Source organism: Bradyrhizobium sp. MI1.10 (assembly GCF_055811035.1).
The window spans coordinates 42,274-57,517 of the sequence record NZ_JBVVPN010000031.1 but is presented as its reverse complement, the minus strand read 5'-3'; the positions used below and the strand labels follow the sequence as shown (position 1 = coordinate 57,517).

15 protein-coding genes are annotated in these 15,244 nt (G+C 63.1%); 6 read left to right on the top strand and 9 right to left on the bottom strand.

The genetic code is table 11. From position 1 onward, the window contains the following. Positions 1-520: 520 nt before the first annotated feature. Complete coding sequence (locus AC0L3K_RS28095; RefSeq protein ID WP_473254841.1) at positions 521-1,330, bottom strand: DUF3108 domain-containing protein; 810 nt, start codon at positions 1,328-1,330, stop codon at positions 521-523. A gap of 599 nt (positions 1,331-1,929) precedes the next feature. Here AC0L3K_RS28095 and rpmB point away from each other — a divergent pair. From rpmB to AC0L3K_RS28080, 3 genes are all read left to right on the top strand, one after another. After that, positions 1,930-2,241, top strand: coding sequence for a 50S ribosomal protein L28 (gene rpmB / locus AC0L3K_RS28090; protein ID WP_354159848.1), 312 nt, complete (start codon positions 1,930-1,932; stop codon positions 2,239-2,241). Positions 2,242-2,515: 274 nt separating this feature from the next. Further along, entirely contained in the window at positions 2,516-2,887 is a 372-nt protein-coding gene (locus AC0L3K_RS28085; RefSeq protein WP_473367293.1) for a hypothetical protein, read from the top strand. 351 nt (positions 2,888-3,238) lie between these two features. Next, positions 3,239-4,819: a hypothetical protein gene (locus AC0L3K_RS28080; protein ID WP_473367292.1), complete on the top strand. Its 1,581-nt coding sequence runs from the start codon at positions 3,239-3,241 to the stop codon at positions 4,817-4,819. A gap of 126 nt (positions 4,820-4,945) precedes the next feature. Here AC0L3K_RS28080 and AC0L3K_RS28075 read toward each other — a convergent pair whose 3' ends face one another. The 3 genes from AC0L3K_RS28075 to AC0L3K_RS28065 form a co-directional block, all read right to left on the bottom strand. Then, positions 4,946-5,224, bottom strand: coding sequence for a DUF1488 family protein (locus tag AC0L3K_RS28075; RefSeq protein ID WP_007604598.1), 279 nt, complete (start codon positions 5,222-5,224; stop codon positions 4,946-4,948). Positions 5,225-5,395: 171 nt separating this feature from the next. After that, positions 5,396-5,692 (bottom strand): hypothetical protein, encoded by a 297-nt coding sequence (locus tag AC0L3K_RS28070; protein WP_018452940.1) that lies wholly within the window; start codon positions 5,690-5,692, stop codon positions 5,396-5,398. A gap of 1 nt (position 5,693) precedes the next feature. Beyond that, positions 5,694-5,951, bottom strand: a complete 258-nt coding sequence (locus AC0L3K_RS28065) for a hypothetical protein (protein ID WP_027515171.1) — start codon at positions 5,949-5,951, stop codon at positions 5,694-5,696. Positions 5,952-6,311: 360 nt separating this feature from the next. Between AC0L3K_RS28065 and AC0L3K_RS28060 the strand changes: the two genes are divergently transcribed. The 3 genes from AC0L3K_RS28060 (at position 6,312) to AC0L3K_RS28050 (ending at position 8,563) form a co-directional block, all read left to right on the top strand. After that, positions 6,312-6,446 carry a hypothetical protein gene (locus AC0L3K_RS28060; protein WP_279664826.1) on the top strand — a complete coding sequence of 45 codons (135 nt, stop codon included), beginning with the start codon at positions 6,312-6,314 and terminating at the stop codon, positions 6,444-6,446. Between the two features lie 286 nt (positions 6,447-6,732). Beyond that, positions 6,733-8,070, top strand: a complete 1,338-nt coding sequence (locus AC0L3K_RS28055) for a DUF2235 domain-containing protein (RefSeq protein ID WP_473367291.1) — start codon at positions 6,733-6,735, stop codon at positions 8,068-8,070. A gap of 247 nt (positions 8,071-8,317) precedes the next feature. After that, a complete protein-coding gene (locus tag AC0L3K_RS28050) occupies positions 8,318-8,563 on the top strand; it encodes a PilZ domain-containing protein (protein ID WP_473367290.1) in 246 nt (81 codons plus the stop codon). A 244-nt stretch (positions 8,564-8,807) separates the two neighbouring features. On the opposite strand, the gene AC0L3K_RS28045 is transcribed toward AC0L3K_RS28050, so the two are convergent. The 5 genes from AC0L3K_RS28045 to cobS all read right to left on the bottom strand — a co-directional run bounded on the left by AC0L3K_RS28045 (position 8,808) and on the right by cobS (position 14,993). After that, positions 8,808-9,218 carry a hypothetical protein gene (locus tag AC0L3K_RS28045; RefSeq protein ID WP_007599237.1) on the bottom strand — a complete coding sequence of 137 codons (411 nt, stop codon included), beginning with the start codon at positions 9,216-9,218 and terminating at the stop codon, positions 8,808-8,810. Between the two features lie 277 nt (positions 9,219-9,495). Continuing rightward, on the bottom strand, positions 9,496-10,608 hold the full coding sequence (locus tag AC0L3K_RS28040; RefSeq protein WP_473367289.1) for an NADH:flavin oxidoreductase/NADH oxidase: 1,113 nt from the start codon (positions 10,606-10,608) through the stop codon (positions 9,496-9,498). Between the two features lie 266 nt (positions 10,609-10,874). After that, complete coding sequence (locus AC0L3K_RS28035; RefSeq protein WP_219679465.1) at positions 10,875-11,948, bottom strand: esterase-like activity of phytase family protein; 1,074 nt, start codon at positions 11,946-11,948, stop codon at positions 10,875-10,877. After that, entirely contained in the window at positions 11,945-13,849 is a 1,905-nt protein-coding gene (cobT, locus tag AC0L3K_RS28030) for a cobaltochelatase subunit CobT (protein WP_007599234.1), read from the bottom strand. The genes AC0L3K_RS28035 and cobT overlap by 4 nt, the downstream gene beginning before the upstream one ends. A gap of 145 nt (positions 13,850-13,994) precedes the next feature. Continuing rightward, complete coding sequence (gene cobS, locus AC0L3K_RS28025; RefSeq protein ID WP_007599232.1) at positions 13,995-14,993, bottom strand: cobaltochelatase subunit CobS; 999 nt, start codon at positions 14,991-14,993, stop codon at positions 13,995-13,997. Between the last annotated feature and the right edge of the window lie 251 nt (positions 14,994-15,244).

Sequence of the window (15,244 nt, the reverse complement as noted above, 5' to 3'; positions counted from 1 at the left end):
GGCGGCGCGCGGGCGCGCGGGGGTGGCGGGGGGCACCCCGGGCGGGGGGGGGGCCCCCCCCCCCCCCCCCCGCCGGGGGGTTGGGGTACCCCCGGGACACCCCGGGCGATGACACCAAGAGTGTGGGAGCATTCTCCCCGAACCTCGCGCAACTGTCTCACTTTGCGACGCTTTTCCCGTTGGCTTTAAGCTTCGGAACGAGTTGAGAACGAATCGCGGCCGAATCGCTGACTCCCCCTTGAGTCCTGTTCCGTTCTCGCAAGATGTCGCGGGAGGCTTATTGGGTTCGCACTAGATGGAGTTTTGGCCCGCCGCACAAGCGACGTTTCGATGGCGGATTCGTTAAAGCTGGGGATGGCGCGGAGTCGAATCAGAATCGGGGAGGAGTCAAATGGATTCCCTGCTCTCGACCCGCTCCAAACAAAAAGTGCGAAAACAACCCCATGCACAGTAGGCATGTCATTGAAATCATTCACATTTATTTTTGCCAAAAAGGGAGGTTCAGCGCGGGACGCCCGGCCTACTGCGTCTTCGCGATCCTGGGCGGCTGGGCCGTGGTGATGAAGCTGGTCGCCTCCAGCATGGCCGGCCCGAGCGGGGTCGGCACTTTCAGCCAGAACGGCACCAGGATGCGCGTGCCGGCGATCGGCGCGAACGCGACCTCGATATTGCGCTGGGCGGCGAGATATTTGATCACGGGGCGGTCGGGAATGTAGCCGGCGATGGGCACGAAGTAGAGCGAGCAGACCACGACCTGGCCGTGATAGCCCTTCTCCGCCTTGACGTTCTCCATGCGCTTGAAATCGAGCTTGAGCTCGTAGCGCATGCGGCCGTCGAACACGGCGGCGCTGCCGTGGCAGGCGTCCGCCGACAGCACGTCGCCGGTGCCTGATACGCGCACCAGCGAGGCCGTCATCGGGTCCCAGACGCCGCGGCGATGCGCATCGGTGACGACGATGCGGTCGGGATCGACCGGCGGCTCCGGCAGGATGGCAAAATCCTTCACATTGCCCTTGTCGAGCGTGATGCGGATCTCTTCGGTCTTCTTCGAGGTGGTGGTGGAGGCCTGGTAGCCGGTCGCCACCAGCGCGCCGTTGACGACGCGGCCCTGCGAGGCGCCGGTGCCCGACCCGCCCGCGAACGATTTCAAGAGCCCCGAGGTGCCGCCGGAGGCCGCGGCCGCGAACACATCGTCCTGGATGTCGATGTTCCAGGCGCCTCGGCCTACGGGAATGCCCGACAACGTCGCCTCGTATTGCGCCTCGAGCTTGCCCTGCGCCGCCGCGGGCTCCGCCGCCCACGCCAAAACCAGCCCGCCAAGGGCCGCCATGACCCAGCGTCCCGCAGAGCGCGGATGACTTGCGCGTGGATTCCTTGCGCGCCGCTCCGCTGAGCGCAGCTCATTTGGGCGCAGCTCATTTGGACGCAGACTTGGCGCAAGATGAGGCGTTGTGAGCACGAAACAATCCAATCGGGGCGCGAACGGTTGTTACTTAAGCCAAAAACCGCGCCAAGCAATGCGTCCGGGCCTATCCGCGTCCGGAACTCCACTGGACTCTTCGGGCGCGAATACGCCCTTTATGTGATGGTAAGGCGCGATAATCATTGCCGTTTTGGTGATCGGGGCGGGTCAGAACCGCGCACCTCACCCCGCCACCTCCACCGCCGTCATGCCCCGCCTTTTGCGCACTGGGGCGGGGCATCCAGTACGCCGCGGCCCCTCTGGTCAGCCGCGCCGTCTCGGAGTACTGGATCGCCCGGGCGAGCCGGGCGATGACACCTACCTTGGAGCACGAAACCCGCCCCAAAACCTTGACGTCCCGCCGCTTCCCCCCTATACGTCCGCCCGCTCCCTGCAAGGACAGAGAATTTGCCCGTGGCGCCCCGAATGGCGGCCGCACATCGTTGGGAAAGATTGAGGATTTTGCCATGTCTCGCCGCTGCGAATTGACGGCCAAGGGCCCCCAGGTCGGCCACACGGTCAGCCACTCCAACATCAAGACCAAGCGCCGCTTCCTGCCGAACCTGGTCAACGTGACCTTCATCAGCGAAGCACTGGGCCGCAACGTGCGCCTGCGCGTCTCCACCAACGCGATCAAGAGCGTCGACCACAATGGCGGCCTCGATCCCTTCCTGCTCAAGGCCAAGGCCGCCGTGCTGTCGCCGCGCGCCCTCGAGCTGAAGCGCGCCATCCAGAAGAAGGTCGGCCCTGCTCCCGCGCCGGCGAAGAAGGCGAGCTAAGAATTTTCGATTGGGCGAGGGCTTGCGTCGCGAGGCGTAGGCTTAGCTGGAAGAGTTTTGCGTGACGGCCGGATCGGAAGATCCGGCCGTTTTTGTTTTTGCCGCGGCGCAACGCGCTGAATTCCCGCGAACATAATTGGTATTAGCTTCCACAAGTTGTTGACTACATGATCCGCAACTACCATCGTGCTCAAACTTTGAACTTTAGCTCAATTGCATTTTCGCTCCGCTCTTTTCCGGCTTAGCCGCCCCTCAATTATTTCACGAGATGTCTGTGGCGCGCCTTACGAAAGCAGATATCGAGAAGACGTTATTGGCAGGCGACAGCCTGTCTTTCGCAGATGCAAGCGGAAGCCAGGCGGCATTGCAACTTACGACGCCAACGCAACGGCGCCTCTTCGAATATCTTCTCGGTTCGAGCGTGCGCCTACCAACTTCGCTTCCTGCCGAATTCATCGCAGGTCTCCAGAAAGCGCTTGAGGCAACGCACGATCCGGCCATACAAGCAGCAACTGCGAGCCATACTCCTCTTGGATCGGCCGGGCCTTGGAAACTTTCGTTGATCGAGGCGGAGGGTTTCGGAGGGTTGAATACGTGGCAATCCTCCCCGCCTGGAAGACTGTTAGCTCAATTCAATCTGCACTAAGTATTCAAGCAGTAGCGTCGCTCGAAGTTGCAATTAACACGGCCAGATCAAGCCTAGATGAAGCCTTAGTTCTTCTTCGAAAATCGCAACTGGACACAAAGTTTCAGCTAAAGGCGATCGGCGCTCATTGGCATGAAGAGAACCTTGGTGGCATTGTCGCTGACTGCCCGCTCTGCAGTACTCCCCTTTCGGATCTGGTACTGAAAGCTGAATTAGAGGAGCTTAGAAAGTCGGGAGACGCCGCAAAGCGCGGCGCTCGACCGAAAGGAAGGTTTGCGCGTTCAAGCTAATTTCTCCGCTGATTTAAGTGTGGATGCCACAGTCGTCGCGAACACATCATGGATAAGAGCCGTGCTTTGGGCGTTCGTCTTTGCTCTACGAGAGGAACTGGTCGAGCAATTCGGAAGAGACTGTTTGCCCCTGATGATGTTTGACGATCCTCAATCGACATTTGATGATTTTCATCGCTCCCGATGGGCGAACTACATCGCCAAACTTCAACATGAAAGCAGCAGCATTCAAATCGTAATCACAACACACGATATAGGCTTCGTGGATTTGATTAAGATGGACGGTGTAACGGGACGGGACGGCCTTCTGATTGCATGTGGGCCTCGTTCAGATCGCGCTGCGGTTTTGGAAGGTGCAAAGATCGATAGAGCATGGGCCATTGCCAACACCGAGAAGACCCCAAAAGCAGCGCAAGATTACTTGGCTGATGTACGCGAGTACGCAGAAGGGCTTCTGAAGACGATAGTAAGGGGCCGCGATGGCGATGTCCGAATGATGGCGCTGGGCGATCTGCGTGACTTGCTTGAGCGATCAAACAAAGCCGGTCTCACTCCTTGGGATGCTCCCGTCATTGGGACGGTATTGGCCTTGATTCGCAAGGGCAGCCCTGAAACCAGCTATATTGAGGGCCCTCATCATACGACCGGCCGACAGTTCGGCATGCAGGAGGCCGTAGCCGTCCGCACTCTGTGGAAGAAGCTTGGTCCGGCGATTGAGGGCGCCTATCGCACGATCCGTGACTATCGTAAGCTTCACGGCGGAATGGAGTTTCTTTTTTCAACCCCCGCGACTGTTGAGATGCCGGAAGGTCATCAGGCCGCCGTTCGTACCATTCCACTGAAAATACTTGGGCGCGCAGCGGCGCTCAGCGACGGTCGGGCTGCAGACGGCACAATCGACATGAGCGAATTTAAATCAGTCGAACAGATTGGGATTACGCTCGGGAAGCATTCTGCGTTTCGACTGACCGCCACGACGCTCGAACCTGTCGCACGAGTAGGCGACATCTTGATCACAAGAGAATATGGCGAGGTTTCCAATCGGTCGCTTGTTGTGGCTCGATTCGACGACCGACTACTTGCGCGACGACTCGAAATTTCTGACAACGTTAGCAACGTCGCAGCTCTTACGGCTCAAGCCGTCAACCCTCGTGAGATCGCCGCTCCGGTGGTAACGCACCGGGGATCTCTCGACGTGCGAAAAATTGTAGGGGTCCTCTTCGAGAAACGTAGCTCTTCGGCGGTATTGCAGACCAGCAGAAACGAGATATGCGATTGTGGAGGCCAGGCAGCGCTGACATACCTTGCGAAGACCGCGCTGGGTATCGTTGAGGTCGAAGGCAAAAGCGCTGAACCTTTAGCCCTCGACGGTCAGTACTTGATCGTGCAAGACGCTCTTACGTCGCAAGCAGCCATCAGTGCTCAAGATGGAAGACCTGTCATTGTCGAAGATTCGAATGGCACGCATTACTTCAAACGTCTCCGTCTCCAGCCGGATGGAGGTGCAGTACTTGAGAGCCTGCATAGTGGGGGCGAATATTGGCCAATTGTGCTAAGTCCAATTGGTTCGGAAAAGAATTGCTTACAAAAGCTATGGCCGGTTGCCGGCGTTCTCTTCGAGTTGCCTGGAAAGCCCGTCTAGGGCTGACCTAGTTGAGGCCAGTGTCATCACAAGCTTTTAGTGAGGCATCGCTCTTAACTTCATCTTCCAGCCGGCCTTGGCGCTGCAATGCTAGTATCGCAGCGATGTATCATTGGAGCGATCCCCCTACCCCCGAAAATCAATGCTCCGCAGCACGATCCCCGGCGGCGTGCCCTCGAACTCGGTTGCCTGATATTTGCGTCCGGTGCAGGCTTCGATGCGCTCGCGCAGGCGGGTGAATTGCTCCTCGCGCTCGCTGGGCCTGGCGCGCGGGCCGCGTTCGAGGTCGTCCATGGCGGAGGTCGAGATCGCGCAGGCGATCTCCTTACTGCCGTCCTGCATCGAGAACTGGACGATGCCGCGGTCCTGGTCGTGGGCGATGAAGCGGCTGCTGGTGAGCGTCATGGGGTACTCCTTTGGCGTCCGCGCGTCGTGCACTGGGGGCGCCGGTCAGCGAAGCACGCTGTGGCGCAAGCGTGCAAAACAATGCACTTCGGTGGTTATGGGTCCTGGCTTTCGCCAGGACGACGCCTGTGTTTGCGAGCGCTGCGTTATCGCGCCACGAGTTGGTCGCCTTCAGCCGTCGCCGTTGAGCCTTGCGAAATCGTCGAACAGCGCGGCGACCAGCGCCCGGTGGCGGGTGTCCTCGGTGGGCAGGCTGGCGGCATAGAGGTTGAGCAGATGGCGGGCCTTCACGGCGGCCTCCGGCCAGGACGTGGCGGGCACCGACATCATGCGGTTTTCGAGTTCGGCCTCGCGCTCGCGCAGCTCCCTGACCTGGGCCTCGACATCGGCCAGCGCGCGGCGCAGATCGGTTGCCTTCTGGGCGGCCATGCCGCGGTGGCTGTCGAGATCGACCGGGATGTCAGTCATTTCAGGCACTCGCGTCGATACGTTGGGCGTCCGCCAGGTCGACCGAGCCGATCGACAGCATCTCCGTCGCACCGCGCACGCCCTCGGAGGGCACGGTGATCATGGTGGCGACGCGGCGATAGGACGCGAAGGACAGGCCCTCGATCATCTCCTCGTCGGTGACGACCTCATAAGCGCCGGCCGGCAATTCGCGTTCGAGGCCGCGGATGTGGAATGGATGCTTGAAGGTGATGGTTTCTCGCCGCGAGCGGATGGTCATGCGCGCCTGCCTTTCGCAAAGAAGGGGCCCCAACCGACGCCAGCCGTGGCGAACCATGCGCTTGTTACCCGGCAATAGCCAGCTTTATGTCAGCGCGGGCCGGGACTTAAGCTGCAAGCGCGACACTCGCGCGCGGCGTTTTAGTCCTCGCCATCGGCAGGGCGCGGGCGTACGCTCGACCACGTCAGCGCAGCTCACGCAATTGCCGCGCGTCGATGTTGCGCTGCATCTTTCGCGCCTCGTGTGCGCGGCGGCGATCTTCAATGGCTCGGGCGGAGGCGTCTCGTCGTCATGCCCAGCGACCATTGCAGCGCCGATCTCGTACGCGGACGAACTCGAAACCCAGGAGGAGACGACGTCATGGCCAAGGGACAACAACGCAGCAACCGCGAGACCAAGAAGCCGAAAAAAGACAAGATCAAGACCAGCGCCGCAGCGCCCAGCCGCAAGGATGCGGCGTGGCAGCCGGAGATCGGGCAGGGGAAGAAGAAGTAGCGGCGAGGCCTCTTTCACAACGGCGGGGCTCTCGCATAGGACGCTCAGCGGCGCCTGAGCGAGCGCCTCGTCCTTCGAGACGACCGCTTCGCGGTCTCCTCAGGATGAGGCTTGGCTGCACTCATGTGCGTTGAAATGCTACCGCACACTCATCCCTCATCCTGAGGGCCCGCCGCAGGCGGGCGTCTCGAAGGATGGCCACAGTCGAACTTCCGGCCATACATCTCCTTCTCCCCGCTCTTTTCCGCTATACTCGCCCGGGTAGCATCAGCGGGAGGGGTATCCTGTGGAGCACGAGCGCAACGCCGACCACACATCCGAGCCGAAGAATCTCGTCATCTGCTGTGACGGCACCGGCAACGAGATTTCCGAAAACATCTCCAACGTCCTGAAGCTGTATCGCTGCCTGCGCAAGACCGACAAGACGCGGCCGCGGCAGATGGTGTTCTACGATCCCGGGGTCGGCACGGTGACCGAGCCGTCGACGTGGCACCGCTGGAAAGCCAACATCAATCTGGTGCTGGGGCTCGCCACCGGCTACGGGCTCGATGACAACACGCTGTCGGCCTATTGCTTCCTGGTCGAGCACTACGCGCCGGGCGACAGGATCTACCTGTTCGGCTTCTCGCGCGGCGCCTATACCGTGCGCGTGCTGGCGGGGCTGATCCACAAGATCGGCCTGATCTCGCCGGAGCAGGCCAACCTCGCAGGCAGTGGCCTCGTCGCCTACAAGCAATATTCCGGCACCGGGCGCGGCAACGATGTCAGCGACCTCGTCGATGAGGGTTTTGACGACAGCGGGCCGCTGCCGAAAAACAAGTTCGATCTCGCCGCCCAGTTCGCACGCATCACCTCGTCGCGCTGGCCGACCATCCACTTCATCGGCGTCTGGGATACGGTGGCGAGCGTGATCGTGCCGCGCGCCGACCGGGGCTATTTGCCGAGCTTCGAGGAGCTCGCCTTCACGCTGCGCAATCCCAGCGTCAACATCTTCCGCCAGGCGATCGCCATCGACGAGCGGCGCTGCATGTTCCGCCTCAAGCAGTATGAGGAGCCGCAGGATTACTGGCGCAACCGCTTCGTGCCCGACGACAAGAAGGAGCCGCAGGACATTTTGCAGGTGTGGTTCGCCGGCGTGCATTGCGACGTCGGCGGCGGCTATCCGGAAGCCGAGAGCGGCGAGTCCAAATATCCGCTGCTCTGGATGATCGAGGAGGCGACGAAGGCGGGGCTGAACTTCAACCCGCGCACCGTGAACCAGCTCGCCTGGGGCATCCAGCGCAAGAACTCGCCGTTCCAATACGTGTCGCCCGCCTTCACCGGCAAGACCGGCGAGCTGCACAATTCGATGACGGCGCCCTGGCGCGTGCTGGAGTATCTGCCGAAGAGCGCGACCTACAAGGAATGGCCGGAGCGGAAGGTGTTTATGGGGCTCTACATCCCCGATTGCGAACCGCGCCTCATCCCCGAAGGCGCGCATGTGCATGAGAGCGTGGTGAAGCGGATGGCGGTGGAGCCGGGCTATCGGCCGGTGAATCTGCCGAAGGAGTATGTGACGGTGCCGATGCCGGTGCCGCCGGGTGTGGGCGCTGGAGGCGAGGCGGGGGAGATCGTGGTGGGGTGACTCCGCTCGTCATTGCGAGCGCAGCGAAGCAATCCAGAATCTTTCCGCAGAGGAAGTCTGGATTGCTTCGCTGCGCTCGCAATGACGGACGGGCTTTGATGGCAGCCGCACCCCGCTACCGCCGCTTTCTCCATTCGCCGACACTTTTCATTAAAATTCTCCGCCCCGCCTTAGCCGGATCGAATCAACTCCTTGGCATCATCTCCCGACCACCCGCGCCATCCGCGGAAATTGGAGGAGAGTGCCAATGCATCCGCGACGACATGCCCGCGTCAAACCCTCGGGCCTCGTGTCCCGCCAGGCCAAGATCATCACCGACCCGCGCGCGCCGGTGATCCCCTGCACGCTGATCGACTATTCGCCGGGCGGCGCCTGCGTCGATCTCGGCGGCCAGGTGAAGATTCCCGATCGCTTCGAGCTGCTGCATGTGAACACCAAGAAGCGCTGCCGCGTGGCGTGGAAGCGCGGCACGAAAGTGGGCGTGGTGTTTTGAGTCCTTCCAGCTGCTGAACAAGGCCGCGCTCCACACTCCGCTCGGCTCCCTCCCCCCTTGTGGGGGAGGGTTGGGGAGAGGGGTGGCCCAGCAAAAGGTGTCGGCGACCTGCGAAGTGACGGCAACAGAGTCTCGCTTCATTCGACAGAGCACGCCGTGTGGCTACCCCTCTCCCTAGCCCTCCCCTACAAGGGGGGAGGGAACGCACTGTGCTTGCGGCGCGATCTCTCCCAACACAACAAATTCACGACTTCCGCATCCGCGCCTTTGCCCCCGCGACGATCTGCATCGCGACGCCGGCGATCCAGCCGAACAAAGCAAACCAGCTCCACGCAATATGCGGTTCGAGGCGGAGCACGATGATGGCGACGGAGGCGAGCGCAGTGAATGTGGCGCAGAGCGTGCCGGCGGAGCTCAACAGTTCCGCGGCGTCGATGTCGCCGTGGGCCTCGTCGAAGGGCAGCTGCGGTGTGTCGATGCCAAGATAGAAGCCGACGAAGCCCAGCACCATCATCAGCAGCAGGAAGCCTTCCGTGGTGAGCGCGGGAATCGCGGATCCCACGTAAGCGCCGACGAACAGCCCGCACGCCGCGCCCGCCATCGCAAGCCCCACGCGCTCGATGACGTGGGCAGCTTTCCGGATACGAAACCGCATGGCAGGCCTCCGCGAGGCGTTGGACGCACGCGAGGTTAGGCCAGATTTGGCGGAGGTGGAAGGTGAGAGGGTTTACGGATGCGTGAGGTGGGATGGTTTAGGACCAAAGGACGCAAGCGCGGCGACCTTTGCGTGGGCGCATGCCTCCCCGACCGTCATTGCGAGCGCAGCGAAGCAATCCAGGCTCTTTCCGCGGACGCAGTCTGGATTGCTTCGTCGCAAGGGCTCCTCGCAATGACGAGTTTGCGGCGCGGTCGTCGCGCCACATTCGCCCCCCTCACCGCGCCCCGAACGTCGTCTTGCCGAACAGCGCCTTCTGCGTCGAGGGCTGCGAGCGCCAGTATTGCGGCGGGGCTTCGACCTCGCCGCCGAGCTCCGCTGCGGCGTGCCAGGCCCAGCGGGGATCGTAGAGCATGCCGCGGGCGAGCGCGACCATGTCGGCCTTGCCGGAGGCGACGATGTCTTCGGCCTGCTTCGGCTCGGTGATCAGGCCGACGGCGATGGTGGGCAAACCCGTCTCGCGCTTGATCGCCTCTGCGAACTGCACCTGATAGCCGGGGCCGAGCGCGATCTTCTGCAGCGGCGAGACGCCGCCGGAGGAGGCATCGATCCAGTCGACGCCGCGCGCCTTCAGCGCCTTGGCGAACTCAATCGTCTGCGCCAGGTCCCAGCCGCCCTCGACCCAGTCGGTCGACGACACCCGCATCCCGATCGGCTTGTCGTGCGGGAACACCGCGCGCACCGCGTCGTAGACCTCCAGCGGGAAGCGCATGCGGTTTTCGAGCGAGCCGCCATATTCGTCGGTGCGTTTGTTCGAGATCGGCGACAGGAACTGATGCAGGAGATAGCCGTGCGCGCCGTGCAGCTCGATCGCGTCGATGCCGATGCGATCGGCGCGCTTCGCCGACTCGACGAAGGCATCGCGAATGCGCTTGAGGCCGGCGGCGTCGAGCGCCAGCGGCGCGGCTTCGCCCTCCTTGTGCGGCAGCGCTGACGGCGCCACGGCCTGCCAGCCGCCCTGGTCCTGCGGGATCAGCTGACCGCCGTCCCAGGGCCGCGCGCTCGACGCTTTCCGGCCCGCATGCGCGAGCTGCATTGCGACCGCGGTCGAGGAATGTTTCCGCACCGAGGTGAGGATCTGCTTCAGCGCGGCCTCGGCGGCATCGCTGTAAAGCCCGAGGCAGCCCGGCGTGATGCGGCCGATCGCCTCGACATGGGTCGCCTCGATGCAGAACATCGCCGCGCCGGACAGGCTGAGATTGTTGATGTGGGTGAAGTGCCAGTCGGTGGGAACGCCGTCCTCGGCCGAATATTGGCACATCGGCGACACCACGACGCGGTTCTTCAAATTCAGGCCGCGCAGCTTGATCGGGGAAAACAGGACGCTCATGCGGGGGAGTTCCGGGATGGGGGCGGGAGTTGAGGAGAGTGTAGTGAGCGATGCGCCGATTGCCAGCCGCGCGGCGGGCATGGCGGCTCGTAGCGTCATGCATTGCACCGCAGTCGTCGTCCTGGCGAAAGCCAGGACCCATTACCCCAGCTAGCGGTGTTGCGCGGATTGATAACCACGAGCTTTCGCCAAACCACTCCCTGGGGTAATGGGTCCTGGATCAGCGCTCGCTCTGCTCGCTTGTCCAGGACGACAAGAGATAGGCCCTACTCCACCAGCGCGAACTGCAGCAGCAGGGTGCGCTGGAGCATCGAGAAATTGTCGTCGGACACCAGCGTCAGCACGGTCTCGCCGTCAGGCGTGACGTGGGCGTCGATGCCTTCCATGTTGTCGATCTCGTGGCCGAGATCTGCCTTGAACAGCACGGGGCCGTCGACCAATGCGCCCGGCGCGATCGATTTCAGGGGGATCGCGCGGATGCGGATATCGACGCCGGTGAACCAGGAGAATTTGCGTTCGAGAATCAGGAGATCGCCCGAGGGCAGCAGCACCGCATCGCTGATCAGCTGCTGCTCGGTGCGGCGAATGCTGAACTGGCCGGGCGTCGGGCCGCCGAGCAAGAATCCGATCAGATTGCCGTCGGCATCGAAGCCGCCCTCCGACAGCGCGATCAAGGTGCCCGCGAGCGGCTGCCCCTTTGGTATGTCCTTGGGGACAAACACCAGCGCCTCGAGCCCTTTGTTATAGGGCAACTTTCGCACCGCCGGCGGCGTCTGCAGCACCTCGCCGCGGGCGCGCGTGCCGCCCTTCGAAAAATCGAACCGCATGATCTGGTTGACACGCTCGAGCCCGACATAGACGAGGTCGCCGTCGCGCGCGAGCGACTCGGTGTCGTACCACAGCCGCTTCTCCGTGATCGGCCGCCCCTCCGCATTGAGCACCGGCGCAGCCTCGACGTCGTCGAGACCGGTCATGCTCCGCCCGGAATAGCGGATGCGACCGGTGAACCAGGTGCCCTGGTCGGAGATCGCGAGAAAGCGCTCGCCTTTGGTGTCGAGGAAGCGGAAGCCGGACAGGCCGCCGAAGCCGCGATGCGGCGAGGTCAGCACCAGGCCGCCGCGATAGTCCAGCGAACCGAACCGCGTGCGCGCGCGGTCGCGCGGCTCGAAATTGGGAATCGGCCGCGCGTTGACCTCGATGCCAACGGGCGCGGCGACGGCGTGCTCGATGAGCGCCGGCTTCGGCGCGGGCTGTGCCTGCGCCAGACGAGACAGTGCGAGAGTGGAAAATCCCGCCGCCGCGTGGCCGATAAAGCTGCGGCGGGATCGATGCTTGCTCACGAATGCAATTTGCGTCGCGGGCGGTTGGCCGGCTGCGTGGGCGCGGTGTTGGTCTCGCTGAAGAGTTCGGCGAGTTTTTCGGTGATGGCGCCGCCGAGCTCTTCGGCGTCCACGATCGTCACCGCGCGGCGGTAATAGCGCGTCACGTCATGGCCGATGCCGATCGCGATCAGCTCGACCGGCGAGCGGGTCTCGATCTCCTCGATGATGTGGCGCAGGTGCCGCTCGAGGTAGTTGCCGGGATTGACCGACAGCGTTGAATCGTCGACCGGCGCACCGTCGGAGATCATCATCAGGATCTTGCGCTGTTCGGGCCGGCCGAGCAGGCGCTTGTGCGCCCAGTCGAGCGCCTCGCCGTCGATGTTCTCCTTCAGCAGCCCCTCGCGCATCATCAGGCCGAGATTCTTCCGCGCACGGCGCCACGGGGCGTCTGCCGATTTGTAGATGATGTGGCGGAGATCGTTGAGACGGCCCGGACTGGCCGGCTTGCCGGCGGCAAGCCACGCCTCGCGCGATTGGCCACCCTTCCAGGCGCGCGTGGTGAAGCCGAGAATCTCGACCTTGACGCCGCAACGCTCCAGCGTGCGGGCGAGGATGTCGGCGCAGGTCGCCGCGACCGTGATCGGCCTGCCGCGCATCGAACCGGAATTGTCTAAGAGCAGCGTCACCACGGTGTCGCGGAACGTCGCCTCCTTCTCGTGCATGAAGGACAGCGGGTGATAGGGATCGGTCACCACGCGCGACAGCCGCGCGGGGTCCAGAATGCCCTCTTCGAGATCGAACTCCCAGGCGCGGTTCTGCTGCGCCATCAAGCGCCGCTGGAGGCGGTTGGCGAGACGGGCGACGATGCCCTGCAGATGTGCGAGCTGCTTGTCGAGATAGGCGCGCAGGCGCTCCAGCTCGTCATGGTCGCAGAGGTCTTCGGCGGCGATGATCTCATCGAACTTCGGCGCGAAGGCGTGATATTCCGGCCCGCGCGGCTCGTTCTTGCCGTGCGAATTCGGTCGCGTCGCCTCGCCCGGCGTCTCGTCGTCGCCGAGTTCGCCGTCGTCGAAGGTGTCGGAGGTCGAGGCCTGCGCGCTTTCCATCGCGCTCTCGCTCATCTCCTCGCTCGACGCCTGGGCTTGATCAGCGCTCATCTCCTGCGCGGCGTCGGAATCGGGCGAGCCCTCGGCGCCGGACTGATCGTTGTCGCCGTCCTGGTTCTCGTCGTTCTCGTCATTGTCTTCGCTGTCGGCGCTGCGCTCGTCGCCGATCTCGAGCGCCGTCAGGAGATCATGCACGGCATCGCCGAACCTGGTCTGGTCCTCGACCACGGTATCGAGCCGATCGAGCCGCCTGCCGATCTTGTCTTCGAGGATGGGACGCCAGAGATCGACCATCTTCTTGGCGGCCGTCGGCGGCGCCATGCCGGTCAGGCGTTCGCGCACCAGCATCGCCAGCGCGTCGGCGAGCGGCGCGTCGGCGCGATCGGTGATCTCGTCGAACTTGCCGCGATGGAAATGGTCGTCGAGCATCGCGGTGAGGTTCTTCGCAACGCCCGCCATGCGCCGCGCACCGATCGCCTCGACACGGGCCTGCTCCACCGCCTCGAACACGCCGCGCGCCTGCGGATTGCCGGGCATCAGCTTGCGATGCAGCTTCGGATCGTGACAGGCGAGCTTGAGCGCGATCGAGTCGGCATGGCCGCGCACGATCGCGGCATCGCGCCTGGTCATTTTTCGCGCGGGTTCGGGCAGCCGCGCCTTGCCCGGTGCGAGCCCGGGACGCTCGGCGGCGAAGCTGACGTCGAGCTCGGGCGCCTTGGCGATCGCCTTCAAACAGGAGGCCACCGAGCGCTTGAACGGCTCGGTCGGGGCTTCCTTGGTGTTGCGGAATTTGGAGTTGGAGGTGGTGCTCATCTCGCCCTTACCCGTCGTCCCGGCGAAGGCCGGGACCCATAACCACCGGCGATCATTGCGTCAGGAGAAATTATCGGCGGCGCTTCACTCGAGACATCACGCGGTATGGGTCCCGGCGTTCGCCGGGACGACATATCGCGTGAAATCAGCTGAGCGCCACGTTCACCGCCGATTCCGGCAGCTCCGCGTTGAAGCAGCGCTGGTAGAACTCGGCTACGAGGGGACGTTCGAGCTCGTCGCACTTGTTGAGGAAGGTGACCCGGAACGCAAAACCGATGTCGCTAAAGATGTCGGCGTTTTCCGCCCAGGTGATCACCGTGCGCGGGCTCATCACCGTCGACAGATCGCCATTGGCGAAAGCGTTGCGGGTGAGATCGGCGAGGCGAACCATCTTGTTGACGATGTCGCGGCCCTCCGTGGTGCGATAGTGCTTGGCCTTGGCCAGCACGATCTCCACTTCCTCGTCATGGCTGAGGTAGTTCAGCGTGGTGACGATCGACCAGCGGTCCATCTGGCCCTGGTTGATCTGCTGGGTGCCGTGATAGAGGCCCGAGGTGTCACCGAGGCCGACGGTGTTTGCGGTCGAGAACATGCGGAATGCCGGGTGCGGCTTGATCACCTTGTTCTGGTCGAGCAGCGTCAGCCGGCCGGAGACTTCCAGCACGCGCTGGATCACGAACATCACGTCCGGGCGGCCGGCGTCGTATTCGTCGAACACCAGCGCGACGTTGTGCTGGAGCGCCCAGGGCAGGATGCCGTCGCGGAATTCGGTGACCTGCTTGCCGTCGCGGACCACGATCGAGTCCTTGCCGACGAGGTCGATCCGGCTGATGTGGCTGTCGAGGTTGACGCGCACGCAGGGCCAGTTCAGCCGCGCGGCGACCTGCTCGATATGGGTTGATTTGCCGGTGCCGTGATAGCCCGTGACCATGACGCGGCGGTTGTGGGCGAAGCCGGCGAGAATGGCGAGCGTGGTGGCGCGATCGAAGCGGTAATCGGAATCGACTTCGGGGACGTGAGGATCGACTTCGGAATAAGCGGGGACTTCGAGATCGCTGTCGATCCCGAACACCTGGCGCACCGACACCTTCATGTCGGGCAAACCGGAAACTTCCTCAACTTTGGACATCGCGGCGGTCGTCATCAATCCTCCGAGGTCCCGGGCGATCCCGAGACCAGTTATTGCACGTTGGCTGCGGCTGGGTGCTGTTGCGAACCTATCAGAGACAACGTGCGGGCAGAAGCCCGCCCCCCAATCAAAGTTCCGTTGTCTTTTCATTTAGATAGGCAAGGAACGCGATTTTTGGAAGGCTGCCCTGCGAATCACGCCTGAATTTCGTGCCGAGGGCACGGTCCTGCTCACGCGGGTGGCACTTTTACCGGCGCTCGTTACTT

Coding starts and splice junctions, on each gene's coding strand:
- AC0L3K_RS28095 (WP_473254841.1), bottom strand. CDS start 1,330: ATGGCGGCCCTTGGCGGGCTGGTTTTGGCGTGGGCGGCGGAGCCCGCG.
- rpmB (WP_354159848.1), top strand. CDS start 1,930: ATGTCTCGCCGCTGCGAATTGACGGCCAAGGGCCCCCAGGTCGGCCAC.
- AC0L3K_RS28075 (WP_007604598.1), bottom strand. CDS start 5,224: ATGACGCTCACCAGCAGCCGCTTCATCGCCCACGACCAGGACCGCGGC.
- AC0L3K_RS28070 (WP_018452940.1), bottom strand. CDS start 5,692: ATGACTGACATCCCGGTCGATCTCGACAGCCACCGCGGCATGGCCGCC.
- AC0L3K_RS28065 (WP_027515171.1), bottom strand. CDS start 5,951: ATGACCATCCGCTCGCGGCGAGAAACCATCACCTTCAAGCATCCATTC.
- AC0L3K_RS28060 (WP_279664826.1), top strand. CDS start 6,312: ATGGCCAAGGGACAACAACGCAGCAACCGCGAGACCAAGAAGCCGAAA.
- AC0L3K_RS28050 (WP_473367290.1), top strand. CDS start 8,318: ATGCATCCGCGACGACATGCCCGCGTCAAACCCTCGGGCCTCGTGTCC.
- AC0L3K_RS28045 (WP_007599237.1), bottom strand. CDS start 9,218: ATGCGGTTTCGTATCCGGAAAGCTGCCCACGTCATCGAGCGCGTGGGG.
- AC0L3K_RS28040 (WP_473367289.1), bottom strand. CDS start 10,608: ATGAGCGTCCTGTTTTCCCCGATCAAGCTGCGCGGCCTGAATTTGAAG.
- cobT (WP_007599234.1), bottom strand. CDS start 13,849: ATGAGCACCACCTCCAACTCCAAATTCCGCAACACCAAGGAAGCCCCG.
- cobS (WP_007599232.1), bottom strand. CDS start 14,993: ATGACGACCGCCGCGATGTCCAAAGTTGAGGAAGTTTCCGGTTTGCCC.